Source organism: Streptomyces lonarensis (assembly GCF_012033735.1).
Classification (GTDB): Bacteria; Actinomycetota; Actinomycetes; order Streptomycetales; family Streptomycetaceae; genus Streptomyces; species Streptomyces lonarensis.
Window position 1 is genome coordinate 1 of sequence record NZ_JAAVJD010000008.1, and the last position, 21400, is coordinate 21400.

General features: G+C 73.7%; 16 protein-coding genes. 11 read left to right on the forward strand and 5 right to left on the reverse strand.

Features of this window, described 5'->3' with window-relative positions:
- Positions 1 to 508: 508 nt before the first annotated feature.
- Together HCN56_RS02505 and HCN56_RS02510 are read right to left on the reverse strand one after the other, a co-directional pair.
- The gene (locus HCN56_RS02505; RefSeq protein ID WP_167967778.1) at positions 509 to 808 is read right to left on the reverse strand and encodes a hypothetical protein; all 300 of its coding nucleotides are present in this window, start codon (positions 806 to 808) and stop codon (positions 509 to 511) included.
- A gap of 205 nt (positions 809 to 1013) precedes the next feature.
- The gene (locus HCN56_RS02510; protein ID WP_245245835.1) at positions 1014 to 1931 is read right to left on the reverse strand and encodes a UvrD-helicase domain-containing protein; all 918 of its coding nucleotides are present in this window, start codon (positions 1929 to 1931) and stop codon (positions 1014 to 1016) included.
- 575 nt (positions 1932 to 2506) lie between these two features.
- Here HCN56_RS02510 and HCN56_RS02515 point away from each other — a divergent pair.
- The 8 genes from HCN56_RS02515 to HCN56_RS27150 all read left to right on the forward strand — a co-directional run bounded on the left by HCN56_RS02515 (position 2507) and on the right by HCN56_RS27150 (position 11765).
- A complete protein-coding gene (locus tag HCN56_RS02515) occupies positions 2507 to 2995 on the forward strand; it encodes a hypothetical protein (protein WP_167967779.1) in 489 nt (162 codons plus the stop codon).
- Between the two features lie 77 nt (positions 2996 to 3072).
- Positions 3073 to 3642: a hypothetical protein gene (locus tag HCN56_RS02520; RefSeq protein WP_167967780.1), complete on the forward strand. Its 570-nt coding sequence runs from the start codon at positions 3073 to 3075 to the stop codon at positions 3640 to 3642.
- Between the two features lie 425 nt (positions 3643 to 4067).
- Entirely contained in the window at positions 4068 to 6824 is a 2757-nt protein-coding gene (gene lanL, locus HCN56_RS02525) for a class IV lanthionine synthetase LanL (RefSeq protein ID WP_167967781.1), read from the forward strand.
- Positions 6825 to 6941: 117 nt separating this feature from the next.
- On the forward strand, positions 6942 to 7088 hold the full coding sequence (locus HCN56_RS02530) for a hypothetical protein (RefSeq protein WP_167967782.1): 147 nt from the start codon (positions 6942 to 6944) through the stop codon (positions 7086 to 7088).
- A 204-nt stretch (positions 7089 to 7292) separates the two neighbouring features.
- The gene (locus HCN56_RS02535; RefSeq protein ID WP_167967783.1) at positions 7293 to 7439 is read left to right on the forward strand and encodes a hypothetical protein; all 147 of its coding nucleotides are present in this window, start codon (positions 7293 to 7295) and stop codon (positions 7437 to 7439) included.
- Positions 7439 to 8116, forward strand: a complete 678-nt coding sequence (locus HCN56_RS02540) for a flavoprotein (protein ID WP_167967784.1) — start codon at positions 7439 to 7441, stop codon at positions 8114 to 8116. The genes HCN56_RS02535 and HCN56_RS02540 overlap by 1 nt, the downstream gene beginning before the upstream one ends.
- Positions 8113 to 9966, forward strand: a complete 1854-nt coding sequence (locus HCN56_RS02545; protein WP_167967785.1) for an ABC transporter ATP-binding protein — start codon at positions 8113 to 8115, stop codon at positions 9964 to 9966. The genes HCN56_RS02540 and HCN56_RS02545 overlap by 4 nt, the downstream gene beginning before the upstream one ends.
- Positions 9951 to 11765, forward strand: a complete 1815-nt coding sequence (locus tag HCN56_RS27150; protein WP_167967786.1) for an ATP-binding cassette domain-containing protein — start codon at positions 9951 to 9953, stop codon at positions 11763 to 11765. The genes HCN56_RS02545 and HCN56_RS27150 overlap by 16 nt, the downstream gene beginning before the upstream one ends.
- Before the next feature lie 96 nt (positions 11766 to 11861).
- Here the strand turns inward: HCN56_RS27150 and HCN56_RS27155 are convergent, their stop codons facing one another.
- The 3 genes from HCN56_RS27155 to lanKC form a co-directional block, all read right to left on the reverse strand.
- A complete protein-coding gene (locus HCN56_RS27155) occupies positions 11862 to 14240 on the reverse strand; it encodes a helix-turn-helix transcriptional regulator (protein WP_167967787.1) in 2379 nt (792 codons plus the stop codon).
- A 129-nt stretch (positions 14241 to 14369) separates the two neighbouring features.
- The gene (locus HCN56_RS02560; RefSeq protein ID WP_167967788.1) at positions 14370 to 14501 is read right to left on the reverse strand and encodes a SapB/AmfS family lanthipeptide; all 132 of its coding nucleotides are present in this window, start codon (positions 14499 to 14501) and stop codon (positions 14370 to 14372) included.
- Positions 14502 to 14642: 141 nt separating this feature from the next.
- Positions 14643 to 17234, reverse strand: a complete 2592-nt coding sequence (gene lanKC / locus HCN56_RS02565; RefSeq protein WP_167967789.1) for a class III lanthionine synthetase LanKC — start codon at positions 17232 to 17234, stop codon at positions 14643 to 14645.
- A 446-nt stretch (positions 17235 to 17680) separates the two neighbouring features.
- Here lanKC and HCN56_RS02570 point away from each other — a divergent pair, with 446 nt between their 5' ends.
- The 3 genes from HCN56_RS02570 (at position 17681) to HCN56_RS02580 (ending at position 21275) form a co-directional block, all read left to right on the forward strand.
- Positions 17681 to 18238 carry a TetR/AcrR family transcriptional regulator gene (locus tag HCN56_RS02570; RefSeq protein ID WP_167967790.1) on the forward strand — a complete coding sequence of 186 codons (558 nt, stop codon included), beginning with the start codon at positions 17681 to 17683 and terminating at the stop codon, positions 18236 to 18238.
- Positions 18235 to 19794: an MFS transporter gene (locus HCN56_RS02575; protein WP_312871008.1), complete on the forward strand. Its 1560-nt coding sequence runs from the start codon at positions 18235 to 18237 to the stop codon at positions 19792 to 19794. Before HCN56_RS02570 ends, HCN56_RS02575 begins: the two co-directional genes overlap by 4 nt.
- A 260-nt stretch (positions 19795 to 20054) precedes the next feature.
- Positions 20055 to 21275, forward strand: coding sequence for a flavin monoamine oxidase family protein (locus HCN56_RS02580; protein WP_167967791.1), 1221 nt, complete (start codon positions 20055 to 20057; stop codon positions 21273 to 21275).
- The last annotated feature ends 125 nt before the right edge of the window (positions 21276 to 21400 follow it).

Sequence of the window (21400 nt, forward strand, 5' to 3'; positions counted from 1 at the left end):
TCGGAGGTACGAGCCGAACAGATGGACCTCGGTGACAAGGCCCACCGGCCACTGCTGCTCCTCCAACCGGTCAAGCATCTCCCCGATGAGCAACGTCGCATGCTCTCGCTTCACAGCACCCCCCCGTAGACCAGTCCCACCGAAGCCAGGTTCACACACCCGCCGTACCCGGCGCAGGCAGTTGACCGAGCCCCCTACCCCGGCGACCGGGCCACCCCGCCGGCGGTCAGGGGCGGCGGCGGGTCAGGGATGCAGGCGATACCGCCGAGGCCGGCTCCAGGAGTGATGGGCGCAGGGGGCAGGCCGGGGCGCCGGTCCGGACGGGAACGAGGCAGGGACGGGAACGAGGCAGGGACGGGAACGAGGCAGGGGTCGATGGCGGCGTCGGCCGGCGACGGCGGGCCGGTGATCGTGGCGCGCGCCGAGGCGGTCGCCGCGCTGGTCGGTTGGGTGCGCTGACGGCCTGACGGCCGGCTCCGGAAGTAAGGCCGGCCGTCAGCGTGGGGTGTCAGACGGTGGAGGCAAGCCAGCCGATGGTCTCGGTGGTGTGCTTGCCGTCGCTCTTGGTGGCGCCGGCGTAGACCTCGTTCATGCGGATGAGGAACCCGGTGGTGGTGACCTCGTGGATGCGGATACCCGGGGTCTCGGGTCCGTTGAAGGTCTGGGTGAGCGGGAAGACCACGACGTCGCTGCCCGCGGGGAACGGGGTCGGGAAGGTGACCCGGGTGAAGGTGGAGGTGTTGCCGCCGGTGGTCTCGATCGCGTTGTCGGACCGCAGGTCGATCTTGCCGGTCTGGATGAAGCTCATCGTGGTGGCTCCGTTCTGTGGTGTCCGTGGCCTGGTGGTTCTGGCTCTTGCTATTGGACCGGGCGGGGACGGCAGAGCCGGGCGGGGTGTGCGAAGTCCCCACGGACGAGGGAGCGCCCGCGCGGTAGCGGCCCGCTGCCCCCGGAACGTGCATTCGGGGCGCCCCTGGAGGCCCTGGCTCGGACGGGATCGGCCCGGTCGGGTGTCAGCGCGGGGCGGTCCGGGCGAGGAGCGCCTCCAGGTCACCGGCGACCGCCATCAGGCGCTCGGACTCGCGCGGATCGTCGGCGGCGAGGCGACCGGCGGCGAACGACAGCTCGCGCGCCGCGCGCCGGACCGCGTGCCGGAGGTCGGCGGTGTGCAGCTGCTCGGCGGGGAAGCCGGTCATCACATCGCGCGCGTTGCGCCAGCCGTAGATCTGCTGGGCCGGGTCCCCGACGCACACCCGCTGCGCGTCCCGGGCGAGGAAGACCTCCTCCAGGACGGGATTGGTGTCCTGGGCCTCGTCCAGCAGGACGAAGGCCGCCCCGAGCTGCGGGGACGTCATCGCCCACAGCTTCATGTAGTGGTCGTGCTCGAACCGCAGCCGGCCCACGGGCGAGCAGATGTCCTCCCACGCACGGTGTGCGTAGGGCAGCAGGGTGCGGGCGAGATAGTCCTGGCCGGGGCCGTCGAGGCCGTTGACCGGCTCCATGTGGCGGGCCATGACCCGCCGGTCGGTGGTGTAGCAGAACTTGCGGACCATGCCCATCACCAGGCGCGCGGCGTGAGTGACCTCGATCTGGCGGGAGTTGACATTGAGGTCGCGGGTGATGCCGAGCAGGCGGGCGGTGTGCTTGGCGGGGATCCTCGCCGAGGCGTCCAGACGCTCACGGTAGTGGTGGCCGACAGCCCTGAAGGCCAGGGAGTGCGCGGTACGGCACTCCACATTCGGCCCGAACCGCCCGCGGGCGTCGTCGGCGATCGCCCGGTTGAACGCCACGTACAGCCCGCATTTGCGGGTCGCGCTGCCCATCAAAATCAACGTGGACGTCTTGCCCGTCCCGGCACCTGCGACCAGGGCCAGGTCCCGGCCGGAGGCGAACACCTCACGGGCAGCCTGCTGCTCCTTCGTCGGCTCCATGGCCACGAATTCCTCTCTGGGAAGCGCGGCTTCATGTACCGCAGCCCCAGAGGCTGGACCAGTCGATGACCAAACGTCAGTACAGTCATACGTTCGGTAGCCAGTTCCGGCCGAATCCGGACGGGCGTACAAGTGAGCGCCGCGGACCGGTGCGCTGCCGGTTCTTCCCTCCCCGCACCTTGGTGCGATGCCCCCCGACGGCGGCAATCAGGCCAGCGAACTTTCCTGATTCCGGGAAGAGTTGTCAGTCCCGGTTTCCATGCTGCCGCAGGCAAGGAAACCGCTGGGCACCGCGCTGATGCGCGGTCATGCGATCACATGGGAGGTGCGGGATACCGACGTGTACCCGCCGGGCCAAGTCGACCCGGCGCTTATGCCGACGCGAGGCCGCCGAGTGGCCCCGCTACAACGATCTCGCCGCCCCCGTGGTGGCGTGCGCCAGCCACCTCACGCCGGCGGAATGGGCCGCCTGCCAGGAAGCCCGCGCCCGGGCGAACGCCGAGTGGTCCGCCCGCCGGGCAGCGGAGGCGGCCGCACACGAAGAACAGGGCGAACAGGCGCAGCCTGCGCCGGCCGTGGCACGCTATGTCCCCCGGCCGTGCACCGGCCAGTGCGTCTCCCAGGAACGTGCCTGGGGCCGCGACGCCGACAGCGCCTCCAGCCTGTGCGCGACCTGCGACGGCTACGTGTGCCTGGCCTGCGGCGAGGCCGAAGTCGACGGCATCTTGGACTTCTGCGGCCGGTGCGCGGCGTTCGAGTCGGAGATGGACCAGGAGCCGGACGCGGTCTGGGGCGGTGAGATCGACACCGGGCCCGAGCCGCGCATGCGGCTGACCGCGATGGTGCACCAGATCGTCGCGGCCACCGGCACCCCATACCGCGACGTCAACGCCCGCATCAACCGGACCATCGGGGTGCACACCCGCGTCGGAGCCGACGAGCAGGTGATCCGACGCGGGTGTGCACCCCGGCCGCCCGCGACTGGCTCGACCAACGCCTCCCAAGCCCCCAGCCGGACGCCACCGCTGCACCCGACATGCCCGATCCCGGCGCGAGGACAGTGACCGCGGAGCATGTCGAGCCCTCTGCGGTGGCCGAAGGCGCTGCGCGCGAGGGCGGCCGGGTACTACGGTCAGCGCCCGTGGACGCCCCCGCACCACGCCCTGCCGACGACTCCGTCGGCGAGCACGCCGAGCTGACCGTGACCGTCCGCCTGACCGGCCAGAGCGCCGGGCGCCTGCGCCGCGCGGCCGAGATCCAGCAGCGGCCCGTCGAGGAGCTCGCAGCCGAGAGCATCAGCGACGAGGTGCACCGGGACGTGCACGAGGCGCTGTACAGCGGCAGCGACCCGTACGCGGCCACCCTCGACGGCCTCGCCAAGCGCCTCGCACTCATCGTCCGCGAACTGGGTACCCCGCCCTCCGGCGCCGCCGCGCACGTGATCGCCCAGGCAGCTGCCGAACAGCACGGGCCCCTGCCCGAAGAATGGCACCAGCGCATGCTCGAACAGCTCACCGAGATGTGGTCCAGGCGCACCGCCGAGTTCAGCGCGCGCCCCGACGGCTCCGTCGGCCCGCTAGAGGACACGAAGGTCCACGCGATGGTCACCCCCGCGCAGTGGGATGCCCTGGCCCGCATCGGCGCACCCGGCAGCACCGCACTGGGCGCGCAACAGGCCCTCGAGGCCGGGATCGCCGCCCTCGACCGGTGACCGCAACCGGGCGCGTCCGGTCCGGAGGCCAGTGCCCGAGTCGGGAATTGCTTGGCAGCCCAGCGGACGGTGGACGATCTGGACGGCCGGTCCGGCTGGTGCCGCCGGCGTCGGGGTGTAGCGCCCGGCTGGTGGGGTGGCGGCCGAGCGGCGTCGTCAGCCGGATCCGCGCTCGTGATCAGGGCTCAGCTCGGGCAGGCCGTCTCGGCAGCCGTTGGCGGGTCCCGGTGCGCGCCTGGGGCGTGAGCGCACGATGATCGCGTCGGCCTTCCCGAGGCCGTCGTCGCGCCATCCGGCGCAGCGACCCCGGGGGCCCTTGTAGGGGTTCCCCCGATGCTCGGGCTGCGCGTCCGGTGGCACGGTGGCTCGGTCCGCGCCGGCTCCCGGCGTGCGGCGGCGGGCTGACCCGGCTGTGAGGGGGAACCATGCAGGCGTTCGCACTCGATGTACTGCTCGACCGGCTACTGGCCGATGAGGACGCCGAGGGCTGGGGCACCGACGAGGAGGAGGTCTGGTACCGGGTCACTGCGCCCGGGGCGCCGGACCGCGTACAGGGCTGGAAACTCCATGTGGCGGCGACGCGGCTCTCGGCGCCGGAGGTTCTGCACCGGTCCGCCCGGGTGCTGATCGCCGGTGGCTGTTCCTTCAAGTTCGCCAAGAACACCCGGATCGTCGAGGAGATGACCGGGGCCCGCTACGACCGGGCGCAGTGCGGCAAGTTTCTGACTGCCTACCCGCGGGATGACGCCCACCTGCGCGAGCTGGCTGCGGCACTCGACGAGGCGACGGCGGGGCTGCCCGGCCCGGCCGTGCTCTCTGACCGCCCGTACCGGCGCGGCGGGCTGGTCTCCTACCGGTTCGGTGCGTTCCGGGGGGTGCCGGTGCTCACCGACGACGGGGTCTTCGAGGGCCGGCTCCGCACGCCGGACGGCGGCACCGCTCCGGACGTGCGCAAGCCGTGGTTCTGCCCGCCGTCCTGGGCGGAGCTCCCTGTTCCGGGAGCGGCGGCACGTCCGCCCGCGGTGGCCTCGCCCGCTCCGGTGTTGCTGGCGGGGCGGTTCGTGGTCCGCGAGGCGATCCGTCACTCGGCCCGCGGCGGCGTCTACCGGGCGCAGGACCAGCGAACCGGCGCGGAGGTCGTGATCAAGCAGGCCCGCGCCCACGTCCACAGCGGGTTGCCCGCCGAGGACGCCCGGGACGGGCTGCGCCGGGAGGAGGCCGCGCTGCGCGCGCTCGGCGCGGTCTGCCCGGCGGTTGTGCTCTCCTTCGAGGCGGACGGTCATCTCTTTCTGGCGCAGGAGCTGGTGCCGGGCGAGACGTTGAACTCCTGGGTGAAGGACCGCCACGCCGACGACGGCGGGCTCTCCCCGGCGCGCGCGGTCCGGCTCGCGCGGAAGCTGACCGGGCTGGTGGCCGCGGTGCACGCCGCCGGTCTGGTGCACCAGGACATCTCGCCCAACAACCTGATGGTCACGCCTGATGAGGACGTACGGCTGATCGACCCCGAGTGGGCGAGCGCCCCCGGCGCTTGGACCAACCGCGTGTACACACCGGGCTACGGCGCGCCCGAGCAGGTCCGGGCTGCGGGCCCCGGTCCGGGCCCCGGGCAGGCCGTGGACCTTTTCGGACTGGGCGCGGTGCTGTGGTTCGTGGCGACCGGCGTGGCGCCACTGCTGCCGCCGGACGACCCGGACCCGCGCGCCCCGCTGGAGCGGTTGGAGCCGGTGTCGGCGCTGCTCGCACCGGACCGCCCGGCGCTGGTTCCGCTCACTCCGGTGATCCGTGGGCTCCTGCACGCCGAGCCGGAGGAGCGGTGGAGCACGGAACGGGTGATGCGGGCGCTGCGAGGTGCTGTGCGCGATCGGGCGGACCAGGGGGGCGCCACGGACCCGTCGCGGGTGGCCTACGAGTCGCGGCTGGGCCGCCGACTGGTCGCGGACGGGTTGACCCATCTGGTCCGTGCGATGGCTGCGCCGGACGCGACGGCCACCCCGGGGATGCCCGAGCGGCTCTGGCCCAGTGACGACTTCGGCGGCCGGACCGACCCGTGCAATGTGCAGCACGGCGCGGCGGGAGTGCTGGCCACGTTCACGCGGGCCGCCGCGTTGTCGGGCGACGGTCCCGTCGGTGGGGCGGACGGCGGGAGCCTGCGCGAGGTCTGCGCCCGGATCGCCGGGTGGATCGATGTCCGGCGGGAGACGATCCCGCGGCTGCTGCCCGGCCTGTACTTCGGCCGCTCAGGCACCGCTTGGGCGCTGTACGACGCAGGGCGTCTGCTGGGCGACGAGCGGCTGACCTCGCATGCAGCCGAGTTGGGCCGCGCGGTTCCGGTCCGCTGGCCCAATCCGGACGTCTGCCACGGCGCGGCCGGATCCGGGTTCGCGCAGCTGCACCTGTGGCGGGCCACCGGCGAGCAGAGCTTCCTGGACCGGGCTGCCGAGTGCGCACAGGGACTGGCGCTCGCTGCGGAACGGGACGGCGACCGGGTGATGTGGGAGGTTCCGCAGACCGTCGACTCGCAGTTGGCGGGTATCCGCTATCTGGGCTTCGCGCACGGTGTCGCGGGAATCGGGGCGTTCATGCTGGCCGCGGCCGAGGCGACCGGGGAGGACCGCTACCGCGAGCTGGCGCTGGCTGCCGGACTGACGCTCGCCGCAGAAGCCGAGCGGGGCCCGTGGGGCGCCCGCTGGCGCGCGGATGTCCGCGACAAGCACGGGGAGACCATGCTGTACCACTGGTGCAGCGGAGCGTCCGGGGTCGGCACGTTCCTGGTCCGGCTGGCCGCCTCGACCGGGGACGCCGACATGCTGCGGCTCGCCGAGGAGGCGGGCGCTGCCTGCCACGGGGCACGCTGGAACTCGACCACCGCTGCTTGCCACGGGTTGGCCGGCGACGGTCAGTTCCTGCTGGACCTCGCCGAGGCGGTGCCCGGTGGTCCCTACCGCCGCTGGGCGGGCGAGATGGCGCTGGCCCTGGATGCTCGGCACGCCCTGCGCGAGGGTCTGCGTGTGATCCCCGACGAGTCCGGCCTCGGGTTGCGCGCCGACGCGCAGACCGGAATGGCCGGCTCCCTGGACTTCCTGCTCCGCCTGGAGTACGGCGGCCCCCGCCCCTGGATGGCCGACGCGCCGTCCGTCGGGGCGGGGTCCGCCGGCCCGGCGGCGGCGGGGAGCCGGGCATGAGCCCGGCAGCACCACAGGTCATCGGTCCTTCGGCCTCGCCGCCCGGCTTGTCCGACAGGACCGCTACCGCCTCCGGTCCCCCGTCCTCGGGGCTCCGGCCGAACTGAGGGAGAGCCCATGAACTCCGAGATCCAGGCCCCGATCGAGACCAGCATCGACGCCCTGCAGCAGCTGCCGTCGTTCAACGAGACCGGCCCGGGCGTCTGCGAGCAGACGTGCAACGGCGGCTTCACCTGCCTGGTCACGGTCTACCCGACCCAGTGACCACGGGTGGGGCCCACCGCCGGAATCTGCCCGGTGGCACTCCGGTTCCTGCCCGGGCGCCGCACGGTGGCCCCGGTCTCCATACCGGGACGACCTGCGGCGGCGCGGGTGCCACCGGCACCGGGGAGCCGGCCACCCGGGCTCCCGGCCGGGCACCCACTGCACTGTCCGAATTTACGCGCCACCCATCGTAAGGAGAACACCATGACCTCCGATCTCGACAGGCTCCAGGAAATGCCCGCCCAGTTCGAGGGCGTCACCGCGGCCTGCACCGTCACGTGTGGCGACTCCGGGACCTGTTCGGGCGGCGGCACCTGCATGCTGACCGGCGACCAGAAGCCCATGCTGTAATGACGACGCCGGAGCCCGCCGGGACGGGACAGCCGCGGATCGACCTCGCGCGCGGCCGGGTGCTGCTGGCAGCGACCGGCAGCATCACCGTTGTGGGCCTGCCTGAGTGGATCTCCATGCTGCGCGCCCGCTTCGGCTGGACCGTGCGGGTGTGTCTGACCCACTCGGCGGACCAGCTGGTCTCTCGGCGGGCTCTGGCGGCCGTGTCCGGTTCCCCCGTGGACGGCCCCTCCTGGGAGACCGAGCGCGGGGTGGTCCCCCATCAGGAGCTGGCCGCCTGGCCGGATCTGGTGATCGTCGCCCCTGCTTCCCTGAACTTCCTCGCCAAACTGGCCCACGGCATGGCTGACAGCCTGGCGCTGACCGCGGTGCTCTCGACCCGGGCCCCGGTGGTGATCGCGCCGAGCCTGCCGGAGGCCGCCGCGGTACGGCCCTCGGTGCAGCGCAACCTCGCGCTGCTGGCTGAGGACGGCCACCGGGTGGTGCCGATGGAGCCCGCCTACTCGGTGCACCAGCAGGCCATGATCGCCACGGGGATGCCGCGCTGGCCCGCCATTCTCAGACATGCCGCCGCGGCGGTCGCCGACCGCGGCACGGGCACGGTCACCACTGCAGCCTCCTCCGGTGGCACCGGCCCGGTGACCGGGTCCGCTTCCGGGGAGGCGGTCCTGCGATGACCGCCCGTCAGTCCGCTGCCGAAGGGGTCGCCGGGCCGCCACCGGTCACCGCGAATGCCCTACTGAGCGGCGGCGCCCGCCAGGCGCGCGGCAGGCTCCTGCTCCTCACCGTGCTGATGCTGGTCCGCGGCGGCCTGGCGCTGGCCGCCCCGGCGCTGCTGGCCACGGCTGTCGATGCGATGCTGACCGGCGGTTCGCTGCGGCCGGCACTGCTGTGCGGCGCCGTGCTGGTCGGCGGCGCCGTGTTGGAAACGCTTCTCAGTCCCCTGGCGGCCACCGCCTCCGCACGCGGCACCCGCTGGCTGCGGTTGCGCGCCATGCGGCACTTCCTCGGCCTCGGGGCCCGGCCCCCGCTGCAGGAGGGCGAGGCGGTCACCCATCTCACTCAAGCCGCGCCGCAGGCCGGGTCGTTGCCGGTTTCCGCGGTCAGTTGGGCGGTCAGCCTCTCTGGTGCTCTCGGCGGCTTCGTGGCGCTCTGGCTGATCGACTGGCAGGTCGGCCTCGCCTTCACCGTGGCGGTGCCCGTGGTGGTGCTGCTCGCCAAGCTCTTCGTCGGCCGGGCGGTCCGGGCGCACGACGCCTATCTCGCTGCTCAGGCAGGCATCGCCACCCGGCTGATGACCGCGCTGTCCGGAGCCCGTACGATCCGCGCCTGCGGCACCCTGCAGGCCGAGAACGAGCGGGTGCTCGCCCCGCTCGCCGACGTCTCCGCAGCCGGGCGGCGGATGTGGGGGCTCCAGCGGAACGTGGTCTGGCAGCTGACGCTGCTCGCCTCGCTGACCGAGGCGACCGTCCTGGCAGTGGCCGGCCTGGGGGTGGTCCACGGCCGGGTCTCCCCCGGCGCGATGCTCGCCGTCATCGGCTACCTCGCCCTGGCGTTCCAGGGCGTTCAGCAGATCGAGGGCCTCTACGGGCTGGCCATGGCGCGCTCCGCCGCCGGACGGATCGCGCGGGCGCTCTCGGCTCCCGCGGTCGACTATGGCGACCGCCCGGTGCCGGCCGGGCCCGGAGCCCTGAGCCTGCGCAGCGTCACCGTCCTGGCCGCGGGGCAACGGACCGCGGCTGGGGAAGGCGGCGGCTCGGACAGTGGGGAGGCCACGGACGCGGGCTCCGGGAACGGCGCGCCGCTGCTCGACCGACTGGATCTGGAGATCCCCGGCGGCAGCGCCGTCGGCCTCGTCGGGCTGACCGGCTCCGGCAAGAGCCTGCTGGCCCGGCTACCGGGCCGGCTGACCGATCCCGATGCCGGAGAGGTGCTGCTGGACGGCGTGCCGGTCCGGGAACTGAGCCGGGCAGCGCTGCGTTCCGCGGTCACCTACGCCTTCGAGGAGCCGCGGCTGGTCGGCGCCACCCTCGCCGACGCCCTCGGCTACGGCGCGCAGGAGGGCAGCGGGCGGACGCCGGATGTCCGCGCGGCCGCCGTCGCCGCCCGGGCCGATCGCTTCGTACGGCTGCTGCCGGAGGGCTACGACACCCCGCTCGCCGACGCTCCCATGTCCGGCGGTGAACGCCAGAGGCTGGGGCTGGCCCGCACCCTGGCCCGGGACGCCCGGGTCTATGTGCTGGACGACGCGACGTCCGGGCTGGACACCGTCACCGAGGCCGAGGTGAGCGCCGCCCTCACCTCTGCGTTGGCCGGCCGGACCCGGCTGGTGGTCGCCCGGCGGGTTGCCACCGCGGCCCGCTGCGATCTGGTGGCCTGGCTGGCGGACGGCAGAGTCCGGGAGCTGGCGCCGCACCGGGAGCTGTGGCGCCACGCGGAGTACCGCGCGGTGTTCGGCGCCGGAGAGGGCGACGCCGCCGAGAACGCACCGACCACCGGGGAGGAGGCGGCGTGTCCCGCGCGCTGACCGAGGAGATACCGGCCGGACCCGCCCTGCGGCTGCTCCGCGACGGATTGCGCGGCAGCGCCCCGCAGCTGCGCCGCGCCGCCGCGTGGTCGTTGCTGGAGGCAGCGCCCGCCGCGGCGGCGGGTGCCGTGGTCGCGACAGCGCTGGACCGCGGGTTCCTCGCCGGCGACGCCGGCGTCGGCCTCGCCTGGCTCGCCCTGCTGGTGGTCCTCTACACGCTGCGGGCCCTGGCCGAGCGCGCCGTCTTCGGCCCGCTGGCGGAGACAGTCGAGCCGCTGCGCGACGTGCTGGTCCGCCGGGTCGTCCACGGCTCCCTCCACCACGCGGTGCACCGGACCCGGCTGGTGGACGCCGCAGGGGTCTCCCGGCTCACCACCCAGTGCGACGGTGTGCGAGGCATCACCGGAGCGCTGCTGCGCACCGCCCGGCCACTGGTGGTCACCCTGTTCGCCGCCTCGGCCGGACTCGCGGCGCTGGAGCCGGTGTTGGCCGCGATCGTGATGCCGCCGCTGGTGCTGTCGGTGGGACTCTTCCTTCTGGTCATGCGCTCGCTGCTGCGGCGGCGGCTCGCTCTGCTGCTCGCCGAGGAGGGCCTCGCGGCCACGGGAGGCGAGGTGCTGACGGCCGGCCGCGACATCACGGCACTCGGCGCGGAGGAACGGGCGCAGGCCGAGGTGGCCGGTGCCGCCGACGCGGCGCTGCGCGCCTCGGTCACGGTCGCGTGGGGGGAAGCGCTGCGGCTGCCGGTGCTGCTGCTCGGCGGCTACCTGCCGATGGTTGCGCTGCTGCTGGCCGGCCCGTCACTGGTCGGTCAGGGCACCGTCACGGGCGGCGCGATGGTCGGGGCGGTGGTCTATCTGACCTCCTATCTGATTCCGGCGCTGCGCATGATGACCGGTACGGTCGCCGGGTACTGGTGCCAGATGCGGGTGCTGCTGGCCCGGCTGGCGCTTGCCACGGCCGTTCCGTCGCCGCCCGCTGCGGAGCCCACCGCGGCGGCCGCGCCGCCCGACGGGCACGGCCTGGAGGTCCGCGAGCTGACGTTCCGGTACGGTCCGCACGCCGATCCGGTGCTGCGGGAGTTGGATCTGCGGATACCCGAGGGCGGTCATCTGGCGATCGTGGGCCCCAGCGGCGTCGGCAAGTCGACGCTCGCGGGTCTCCTTTCCGGGCTGGAGCGGCCGGGGGGCGGCCGGGTGCTGCTCGGCGGCCGGCCGGTGACGGACCTGCCGGAGGCACTGCGCTGCCGGTTGGTCGCGCTGGTACCGCAGGAGGCGTACGTCTTCCCGGGAACGCTGCGGGAGAACCTCGGATACCTGGTGCCCGGTGCGGAGGACGCGCGGCTGGAGCGGAGTGTGGCGGCGGTCGGTGCGCAGGCGCTGGTGCACCGGCTGGGCGGGCTGGACGCCGAGCTGGCGGACCCGGCCGGTGAACTCTCCGGTGGGGAGCGGCAGCTGATCGCCCTGGCTCGGGTGCACGCCTCGCCGGCCCTGGTGGTGGTGCTGGACGAGGCCACCAGCCAGCTGGACATGGGGGCGGAGGCACTGGCCGAGCGTGCGTTCGCGGAGCGGCCCGGCACCTTGGTGGTGGTCGCGCACCGGTTGAGCACGGCTGTTCGGGCGCGGCGGGTGCTGCTGCTCGACGGTGACCGGCCGGTGAGCGGCACGCACGCCGAACTGCTCGGCGCCAGCCCGTCGTACGCGGCGCTGGTCGGTCACTGGAACGCCGGGGCGGCGCAGGAGCCGACGGTGTCGCGGACCGGGCCCGCCGGGCGAACGGCCGACCCGGCGCACGCCTAGCGGGGGCGCGCCGGGTCGCCGCGGTCGGGGTGGTGGAGACGGCGCCGATGTCGCTCGTGGGGGTGGGCGATGAGCGGCTTGTTGGGCCGCGTGCGGTCAGCGCACTGCGGCGAGCACGGCGGTCAGCTCGGCGCGGGAGCGGACGCCGGCCTTGCGGAAGATGCGGGTGAGGTGCGTCTCGACCGTCTTGACCGAGACGAACAGCGCTGCGGCGATCTCTCGGTTGGGCAAGCCTTGTCGGACCAGGTCGGTGATCTCCTGCTCCCGGCCGGAGAGCTCCGGTCCGCGGCGCCGGCGGCGGGCGCCGAGGGCGCGCTGGCGGTCGGCGGCCAGTCGGGTGAGCCAGGGGGAGCCGGTCCGCTCGGCGAGGGACTTCGCGCGGTGCGTCTCGCGTTCCGCGTCCGCCGGCCGGTCCGCGGCCAGGTGGGCACGGGCCCGTAGCAGGCGGGCGGCGCACTCCAGCAGCACTGCGCCTCCGGCCGCGTACCGGTCGCTCTCGTGCGGTCCGGGCGTGTGCTCCTCCGGTCCGCCCGGTGCGGCGAGCGCTTCGGCGAGGCGGATCAGAGCGGCCGTCTCCGGTCCGCACCGGTGGTCGTGGGTGGCCTGGCCCGCACCGGGGCCGCGCGTCCACCGTGCGGCGAGGAGCTCCAGGTCGTGGGCGGATACTGCGAGGTCGGGTCGGTCCACGTCGAAGGCGGCCAGGCCGGCGGTCCGGGCGGCGGCGACAGCGTCCGCCGGTCGGCCGAGGCCGAGCAGCACTCGACCGCGGGCGGTCAGCAGCATCGGCAGGCGGCCGCTGCGGCCGCACCGTTCGGCGGCCCGCACCGCGCGGCCGAGAAGGCGCTCGGCGTCGGCCCACCGTTGCTCGTGCAGCCAGGCACGGGCAAGCCGTTCCGCGGTGTCCAGGCGGGCGGCGAGCGCCGCGTCGCCGAGCCGCTCCAGCAGCTGCCCGGCGCGGTGGGCCGCGTCCGGCGCGGGCTCTCCGGCCAGCGCGGCGGCCAGTGCCTCGCTGGCGGCGGTGTCCAGACATGGGCCGGGCGGTTCGGTGTGCGGACCGTTCGGCAGCAGTGCGGTGACCGCGGCGCAGTCGCCACGTTCGGCGGCGAGAGCTGCGAGCGGTGCGTCCAGGGCACCGGCGGGCAGCACGGGTTGCTCGGCCTCCAGGAGCGCGCGGGCCTCCGGGCCGTGGCCGGCTCCTTGCTCCAGTGCGGCGTGCAGGGTGACCACCTCGGCCCAGCTCGCGGGGTCCGCCTCCACCAGCAGCACTCTCAGTTCCGGGAGGAGTTCGCGGCATACCCGAAGGCGGCCGACGCGTTCCGCGGCGCGGTAGCGGTCGAGCAGCACGGCGCGACGGGCCGCTGCGTCGCCTGACCCGGGGGCGATCCGGTGCGCGGCGTCCAGCCAGCGTGCGGCACGGGTGGGGGCGACGGGGAGGTCGTGGTCGGCGGCCGCGCGCAGTACGGCGACTGCCGCGTGGTCACCGGGGGTGGCCGAGCGGGCCAGGTGCGGGGCACGGTCGGTGGGTGTGGCGCCTGCGCCGAGCAGGGCGTCGGCCGCTCGGGCGTGTGCGGCGAGGCGCCAGCCGGGCGGGGTCCGGGCGTGGATGACCGCGCCGAGGAGCGTGTGGCGGAAGCGGAAGCAGGGCCCGTCGGCCTCGGCACGGACGATGTCCAGGGCGGCGAGGGCGTCGAGCTCGCCGAGGACCGCCTCGGTGTCCCGGCCGCACACTGCGGCGGTGACGGCGGGGTCGAAAGTGTCACCGACAACGGCCGCGGCGCGGGCCACGGCGAGCTGAGCCGCACTCAACTGGGCGAGTTCACGGCGCAGTGCGGTTCCCGGGTCGGCGGGAAGGGGGCCGCGGAAGCGTCCGGTCTGGGTGAGCTCGCGGAGTTCGGCGTCGGGAAGTCCGGTGAGCAGCGGCAGCCAGCCGGGGACGCCCCCGGTTAGCCGGTAGAGCCGTTCGCGGCGCGGATCGGAGGTGGCGGCCGGCAGGAGCGGGTCGAACTCTGCGGGGCTCAGCGGTCCGAGGGTGATCCGCTCGGTGTGCCAGGCCGGGTCGGCCGCGGTCAGCGCGAGGGTGTGACGGGCGGTCAGCTGGCGGGGACGGACGGCGCAGGCGACCACCGTGGGCACAGTGGGGCTGCGGTCGAGCAGCCGGTGCACCGGGTCCCAGGAGGCACCGGCCAAGCGGTGCAGGTCGTCGAGGCAGTTGAGGACGCCGGGCACGGCGCCGGCGGGACGCCGCACCGCCCGCAGGCCGCGGTGGCCGGCGCGGGCGGCGAGTCCGTCCAGCAGCCGGGTCTTGCCGAGACCGGGGTCGCCGGCGATCTCCAGCAGGACCGAGCCGCCGTTCCGCTGTGCGGCAGCAAGGGTGTCCAGTACGGCCTCGGGGCGGGGGTCCGCAGGGTCCGCGCCGCGGGCGCGGACGGCTCGGACGGCCTGCCGGGGACGGTCCACGGGTACTGCCTCTCCCACTGCTGCTCCTCCCCGTCCGCGCGGGGCGCGGCCGCTGCGTTCTGACCGGCCGGCCGGGGGCCGTCGGGCGGGTGCGTCGCTGCCGGCGGTCCCGGGCGGCGGCGTACCGCCGCCCGGGGCCGCAGGGTTTCAGCAGGCGACGAAGCTCCAGTCGCTGGCGCACTGGAACAGGCTCACGGAGCTGCCGCCGAGGCCGGGCTGGGTCTCGTTGTGCTGCTCGACCATGTCCTGCAGGGCGAGAACGGTGTTCTGGGCCTCCATGGGCCTCTCCTCTCGTCACCGGCGCGGTCGTTCCGCGCCGGACCTGTGGGGAACTGCCGGGGGACGGGTGGGGACCACCGCGTCTCCCGGACACTCGAGGGGCCGGGGCCGTCCCGCGCAACGGCGCGGCGCCCGGCGATTTCAGCCGCGGCGCGCGGCTGGGGCGTCGGCGTCGACCGTGAAGAACGGGTTGGGCGCCGGGGCGAGCAGCTGGGCGAGGAAGAGCAGGACGCCGGCCGAGCCGCTCCACAGCTCTGCGCTGAAGCGGAGCATCTGGTCGCCGAGGAAGCGGACGCCCTCGGGATGGCGGACGGCGCTCTTGAACAGGCCCTGGCCGACGTCGAGGGCGGCCGAGGCGGTGGCCGGGTCGCCGGTGAGGTGGGCGTGCTCGCTGAGCGCGAGGCCGAGTCCGGACAGCCCCTGGTAGAGGCCGGTCATCGCGGTGAAGCGGTGGCCGAGACGAGCGGTGAGCCGGGGCAGCGCGGCGGTCAGACGGTCGTCTTCGGTGTGGCGCAGGCAGCGGGTGACGACCTGGGTCATCCCCGCCGATCCGCTGTAGAGGTAGGGCAGCACCCGGGGGTCCGTACGGGAGACCGGGAAGGCCAGTGTGGGTGCGCTGGGGTCGGGGTCACGGTCGAGTTCCGCGTGCAGCAGGCGGACCGCGACCCGGAGCGGGGCGGACTCGCCGCTGACGGCGGCGAACTGCTGGAGAGCCAGAGCGATGCCGCATCGCCCGTACAGCAGTCCGGTGGCGTCGTCCGGTCCGAGCAGCGGGATGAGGTCGGGTGCGGTGGCGAGGGCGGCGGTGAGTTCGCCGGCCCGGCGGAGGTGGCGCGGATCGCCGGTGTGGCCGTGCAGGGCGAGGTGGGCGAGGGCGACGCCTGCGGCGCCCGAGGCGAGGGTGGCGTCGGTGCCGAGCAACGGGTGGGTGGTGGCGGTGTCCAGCAGGGTGGTGGCCTCGTCGAGCAGTCCGTGGTCGGCGAGGACCCAGGCGACCCCGGCCAGTCCGGTGTGCAGCCCGGGCGGCAGGGCTCCGGGGGACGCCAGCGCTTCGCGGCGGAACTCCTGCAGCACCTCGTCGGGGGCGGTGCGCCCGGCCCGGCGAAGGGCGTGCAGCACGCCGGCGGTGCCGTACATGACGCTGAGTCCGTTGCTGAGCAGCCCTTCGGGAACGGTGGGGAAGACGCGCTCGTCACGGCGGCCGGCGAGAGCGAGCAGGCCATCGGCGGTGCGGTCGCGGAGAGTGGCCAGGGCGGCGGCCGGCGCTGCGGCGACCTCGGCGGGCGTGGGCAGAGCCACCGAGCCGGGCGGCACGCGGTCCTCTGTGTGGTAGCGGCTCAGGCGTTCCCACAGTGGTTCGGGAAAGGGGGCTCGGAGCTGGAGGTCGGCTCTGAGGTGGGCGAGCATGCCGGGGTCGCGCTGGAGGACCTGGTGCAGAGGCATCACCAGGGAGAGGACCAGGGCGCCGAGACCGTAGGTGTCGAAGACGGTGGGGTCGTCGCCGACGAGGGCGGCGGGCGGGGTGAAGCCGGGGGTGGTGATGGCGGTGAGCGGGCCGGCTGTGGGGCTGGCGGCTTCGAAGTCGATCAGCCGGGGGTGGTCGTCCTCGTCGACGAGGACGTTGCCAGGGCTGACGTCGATGAAGACGTGTCCTGTGGCATGCAGTCGCTTGACCGCCGATTCGATGCGCGCGATCAGCCGTTCGGCGCGGGCGAGGTAGGAGGTGATCTCCTCGGCCCCGGAGAGCGCGGCAATCACCGGGTTGTGGCGGGCGCCCCAGGTCATCAGGTTGCTTCCCTCGATGAACTCCGTCACCAGGAAGAGGTGTTCCCACTCCTGGAAGCAGTTCAGCGGCTCGGGGGCGAGTCCGGGGTCCGCTCTGTGCAGGAGACGCAGGGTCTCCGCTTCCCGGCGGAGCCGTGCGCAGGCGTCGCGGCCGTCGGGGCCGACCGCGGTGTGCGGGCGGGCCTCCTTGATGAAGACCTGTCTCCCGGTGGCGAGTTCGCGGCCCTGGTACGTGCCGCCGGAGGTGGTGAAACGGAGTACCCGCTCGAAGGTGTAGCCGCGCAGGGTGTGGGCGGTGGCGCCGGTGGTGCCGGCGGGGGGCTGTTCGGCGCGGAAGGGGTCGGTGATGCCCTCGGGCAGCCGGAAGGAGGGGCGACGGATGTCCTCGACCAGCCGGCCCGCGCCGTCGCGGACGGTGGAGGCGGTGGTGCCGTCGGCGCGCAGCAGCTGCCTGCTGCGAAAGGCGCCGTAGCGGTAGAAGACGATGCCGCGGTCGCCGAAGCGGCGGTCGGAGAGCACGTACGGGCCCTCCTCGCCGTCGAGTTCGGCGGCGAGGCGCTCCATGAGCCGTCGGGCGGCGGGTACGTCGTCGGGGTAGGCGGCGAGGAACTTGCCCACCTGTTCGCGGGCGCCTTGTTTCTGGTGCAGCACTCGGTGGAGCAGCGGGGAGGTGACGTGCTTGAAGCCGATGCCGAGGTCGAAGCAGACAGCGGCGGCGCGCTCCAGTACCGGGGCGAGGCGGTCCGCGCGGGGGGCCACGTGCACCTTCCACCCGCACTCGGCGACGGGCCGGTCGGCCGGCATCCAGGTGGTCCAGACGCCGCGGCGGCCTTCGGCCCAGCCGTCCGGGACGGCGGCGGGTCGGAGCTCGCCGGAAGGGTCGACAGCCAGATGCAGCGGGGAGTAGAAGTCCTGATCTGCGACGGCGAAGCGGTACGGATTGCGCACGTGAACTCTCCCCCTGATCCCCGGACTATCAGCTGAGATGAATGACCTGATGCACACTCACCAACAGCAGCTGACATCCGGGACTCTGGCACAGCCCTCGAAACACTGTCAACTGATCTGAATGGAGAATCACACGGCCATACATCTCAGCTGTCACCACCTACCGGACACCACCCCGCGTCCCCCAGGTGCGAGGCACAACAGCCGCACCCCCCGGGGAGCACCGCCGGCAGCAACGCGTGTCCGTACGCGATCCGCGAGCATCGCGACGGGGCACCTGATCGGCATCGCCGACGAACCAGCTCACCACCGTGACCCGGGGTGGTCGACGCCACGTTCGCAGCCCGCATCCCGTGCAGTACATTTGTACAGTACGAATGTACTACTTCTTGGGAGTGACGCATGAGGTTGCTGATCAGCGGAGTGCACCGGCGTGGAGAACGGCCGTGAGCGGCCGCAAGGACCCCCACGGGCGCCGGCGCACCATGCTCGAGGTCGCGGCACAGGAGATGGCCGACCACGGCTACCAGGCGTTGACTCACCGGAGGGTGGCCGAGCGGGCCGGGGTGTCGCTGAGCTCCACCACCTACCACTTCACTTCCCTGGACGACCTGCGCACCAGCGCCCTGGACGTGCTCGTCGCCCGGACCGAGGAGGACCTGCGTGAGACCGCACAGGCCCTCGAGGCCTGCGGTGGCCGCCCCGAAGGCATCGCCGCGAAGTTCGCCGCCTATCTGAGCGACCACTCCTTGCTGCAGGCCGAGAACGTGCTGTACCACGCCGGGGTGTACGAGCCCGAGATGCGTCCGCTGGCACGGCGCTGGATCGAGGGCATGACGGACATCCTCTCCGCTTACACCTCGCCGGCCGCAGCGCAGGCCACCGCTCTCTACATGGACGGCGTCGTCCTGCACACCCTGATCACCGAACGTCCCACCGGCGAGGCCGAGCTGTGCACGGCCATCGCCGCACTGATGAACGCGTTTCCGGAGAAGAACCCGTGAGTCCGACACAGACCGATCAGGCGCCGGGCCCCACCGCGGACCACCTCTCGCCCCGTCGGCGCTGGGCCGCTCTGGGCGTGCTCGCCGCGAGCCTGCTCGTGGTCGTCATGGATATGACGATCCTCAACGTCGCCCTGCCCGAGATATCGGCCGCGCTGTCGCCCACCGCCGCGCAGCAGCTGTGGATCGTCGACATCTACGCCCTGGTGCTGGCCGGGCTGCTGGTCACCATGAGCACGCTCGGCGACCGTTGGGGTCGCAAACGCATGCTGCTGACCGGCTTCGCGATCTTCGGGGCCGCCTCGCTGGCGATCCTGGTGGTGGAGTCCCCGCCCATGGTCATCGCCGTACGCGCCCTCCTGGGTGTGGGTGGCGCGATGATCATGCCGGCCACACTGTCGATGATCCGCAGCCTGTTCACCGACCCAGCCGAACGCGCCAAGGCGCTGGGCATCTGGGCGGCGGTGGCCTCGCTGGGCGCGGCGGTGGGCCCCATCGTGGGCGGGCTGCTGCTGGAGCACTTCTCCTGGCACGCCGCCTTCCTGATCAACGTGCCGCTCATGGCGGCCGCTCTGGTGGCGGGCGTGCTCCTGCTTCCCGAGGCCCGCAACCCGCGCCCGGGCCGCTGGGACGCTCTGGCCACCGGGCTGTCCATCACCGGCATGGTCGCCCTGGTCTGGGGCATCAAACGCATTGCCAAGGAAGGCCCTGCCGACCTCATGGCGCTCAGCACACTGCTCGCGGCGCTCGCCCTGCTCACCTGGTTCGTGATGCGCTGCCGCAACAGCGACTCCCCGCTGCTGCGCGTACGGCTGTTCGCCATCCCCTCCTTCACTGCCGGCACACTGGCCGCCTTGTTCACCACGCTCGCCATGGGCTCGGCACTGCTGCTGGCCGCGCAGTGGCTGCAGTTGGTGCAGGGGCTGTCGCCGCTCCAGGCGGGCGTCAGGTTGTTGCCGCTGGCCATCGCGGCCGCGGTCGTCTCGCCACTTGCTCCGTACCTGGCCCAGCGCATCGGTGCCCGCGCCGTCCTGGTGGGCGGTCTGGCCCTCTCGAGCGCCGGCTTCACCATCCTGGCCCTGGCCCCCGAGCCGCTCGGCTACGGGCCCGTCGCGGTCTTCCTGGCCCTGCTCGGTGCCGGCATGGGCTCGCTGGCGATCGCCTCGGCGATCATCATGTCCGGCACCCCGGCCGAACACGCCGGCAGCGCTGCCGCCATCGAGGAGACCGCCTACGAACTGGGTGCCGTCCTCGGCGTCGCCGTACTCGGCAGCGCCGCGGCGGCTCTGTACCGCGCCCGACTTCCCGCCGCCGACCTGACGGCCGCCGGGCTGGACCCGACCCAGGTGACCACGGCGCAGGAATCGCTGGGTGGCGCCCTGCACGTGCTGTCCGACCTGGGCGCGGCAGGCGCGGCCGCAGCCGCTCAGGCCCAGGCCGCCTTCACCGACGGACTCACCCTCGTCGGCGTCATCGGAGCCGCGGTCATGCTGGCATCCGTGGTCGTCGTCTTCACCCTGACCCCGAAGGACCTCGACCTGACCAAGGGCCACTGACGCCAGCGGACGCCGTCCGCGGCCCCTGGGCTCCGGCTCGTCCCGGGGGCGGCGCCCGCCGCCACAACCCGCGCCACCCGACTTCTCTCTCCGCCGCTCCCGGCACACCGCCAACGCACCGGACCTGGCCCCGGACGGCGACCGAGCCGCCACCTCGGTCCCCGACCCCGCCCGCCGGCCTCCCGCCGAACAGCGCCACCGACCTCCGGGGGCCTGCCGCTGAACCGACCCCCTCCTCAGGAAGTATGGAGACCGCCCCCATGCCCACAAAGGACGTCATCATCATCGGCGCCGGCGCCGCCGGGCTGATGGCAGCCCTCGACCTGTCCGCCGCCGGCCACGACGTCGCGGTCCTCGAAGCACGCGACCGCGTCGGCGGACGTGTGCACACCGTTCGGTTCCCCGACGGCCGGATCGCCAACGCCGGCGCCGAATGGATCAACGCCGAACACCACACCGCGCGCGGGCTCGCGGAGCGCTACGCGCTGCGCCTGCGCCCCGACACCGGCCTCCAGGGGCTGCTCGTCGACGGATCGCTGCACGACGACGCATCCGAGGAGGCGACCGCGGTGTGGTCCGCTCTCAGCGCGCTCAAGGGCCGTCTGACCGACCTTGAGCGGCCCTGGCGGGACCCCGTCGCGCGCGCCATGGACCGGCGCAGCGCCGAGGACTGGATGACGACCGCCGGGCTGTCCTGGCAGCAGAGGAGCTGGCTGACCGCGTACATCCGCAGCGACTACATGGTCGAACCCGACGAGCTCTCCGAACTGAGCCTGGCTCTGTCGGTGGAGTTGGAGACCGACACCGCCTACCGCATCCAGGGCGGTACCGCCGAACTGACCGACGCCATGGCGCGTGACCTCGGAGAGGACCGCATCCACCTCGGCACACCCGTCCGCAGTATCGAGCACGACGGCCGAGGCGTGTCGGTCCGCACCGACCAGCACCACCTCAGCGCCGACCACGCTGTCCTCGCCCTGCCCCTGCCGGCGCTGGAGCACATCCGCATCACCCCGCAGGTTTTCGTGCCCAGCAAGAAGCACGGACACGGCGGGAAGCTCCTCATCCCCACCCCCGCCCGACGCGACACCGTCCTCGGCAGTGGCCGCGCCCAGGGCAGCCCCTTCCAGTTCCTGTACGACAACGCCCCCCAGGACCAGCCCGGCAGCGCGGGGATCCTCACCGCCTACAGCTACCGCCCGCGTTCCACCGAAGAGATCCTCGACACCGTCCGCGCACTGTTCCCGGAGGCCGGGCCACCGGACGGCGTCCCGGTCACCGCCTGGTGGAGCCAGGAACCCGAATCCGGCTGCACCTACTCCGTCCACGGCCCCGGCGACCTCGACGCGCTCCGGCGCCTGCGCGAGCCCTACGGGAGGCTGCGCCTGGCCGGAGAACACACCGAGATCATCTGCGGCTACGTCGAGAGCGCGCTCCGCAGCGGACGAAGGGTCGCCGCAGCCATCACCGGCCGGACCTGACACCCCGGACACGGCGCTCGATCCGCCCGGACCTTCGCGGTTCGCACGCCGGCGGGCCGACTGTCCGGACAACGAAGGCCCGGAACCGCGCCTGGCGCGGCAGGCTGAGCGCCACCCCCGAGACC

What these genes read in the sequence shown, in the direction of transcription:
- HCN56_RS02580 (WP_167967791.1), top strand. Translation starts at nt 20,055, where the DNA reads ATGCCCACAAAGGACGTCATCATCATCGGCGCCGGCGCCGCCGGGCTG.
- HCN56_RS02535 (WP_167967783.1), top strand. Translation starts at nt 7,293, where the DNA reads ATGACCTCCGATCTCGACAGGCTCCAGGAAATGCCCGCCCAGTTCGAG.
- HCN56_RS02560 (WP_167967788.1), bottom strand. Translation starts at nt 14,501, where the DNA reads ATGGAGGCCCAGAACACCGTTCTCGCCCTGCAGGACATGGTCGAGCAG.
- lanL (WP_167967781.1), top strand. Translation starts at nt 4,068, where the DNA reads ATGCAGGCGTTCGCACTCGATGTACTGCTCGACCGGCTACTGGCCGAT.
- HCN56_RS02505 (WP_167967778.1), bottom strand. Translation starts at nt 808, where the DNA reads ATGAGCTTCATCCAGACCGGCAAGATCGACCTGCGGTCCGACAACGCG.
- HCN56_RS02540 (WP_167967784.1), top strand. Translation starts at nt 7,439, where the DNA reads ATGACGACGCCGGAGCCCGCCGGGACGGGACAGCCGCGGATCGACCTC.
- HCN56_RS02510 (WP_245245835.1), bottom strand. Translation starts at nt 1,931, where the DNA reads ATGGAGCCGACGAAGGAGCAGCAGGCTGCCCGTGAGGTGTTCGCCTCC.
- HCN56_RS02530 (WP_167967782.1), top strand. Translation starts at nt 6,942, where the DNA reads ATGAACTCCGAGATCCAGGCCCCGATCGAGACCAGCATCGACGCCCTG.
- HCN56_RS02545 (WP_167967785.1), top strand. Translation starts at nt 8,113, where the DNA reads ATGACCGCCCGTCAGTCCGCTGCCGAAGGGGTCGCCGGGCCGCCACCG.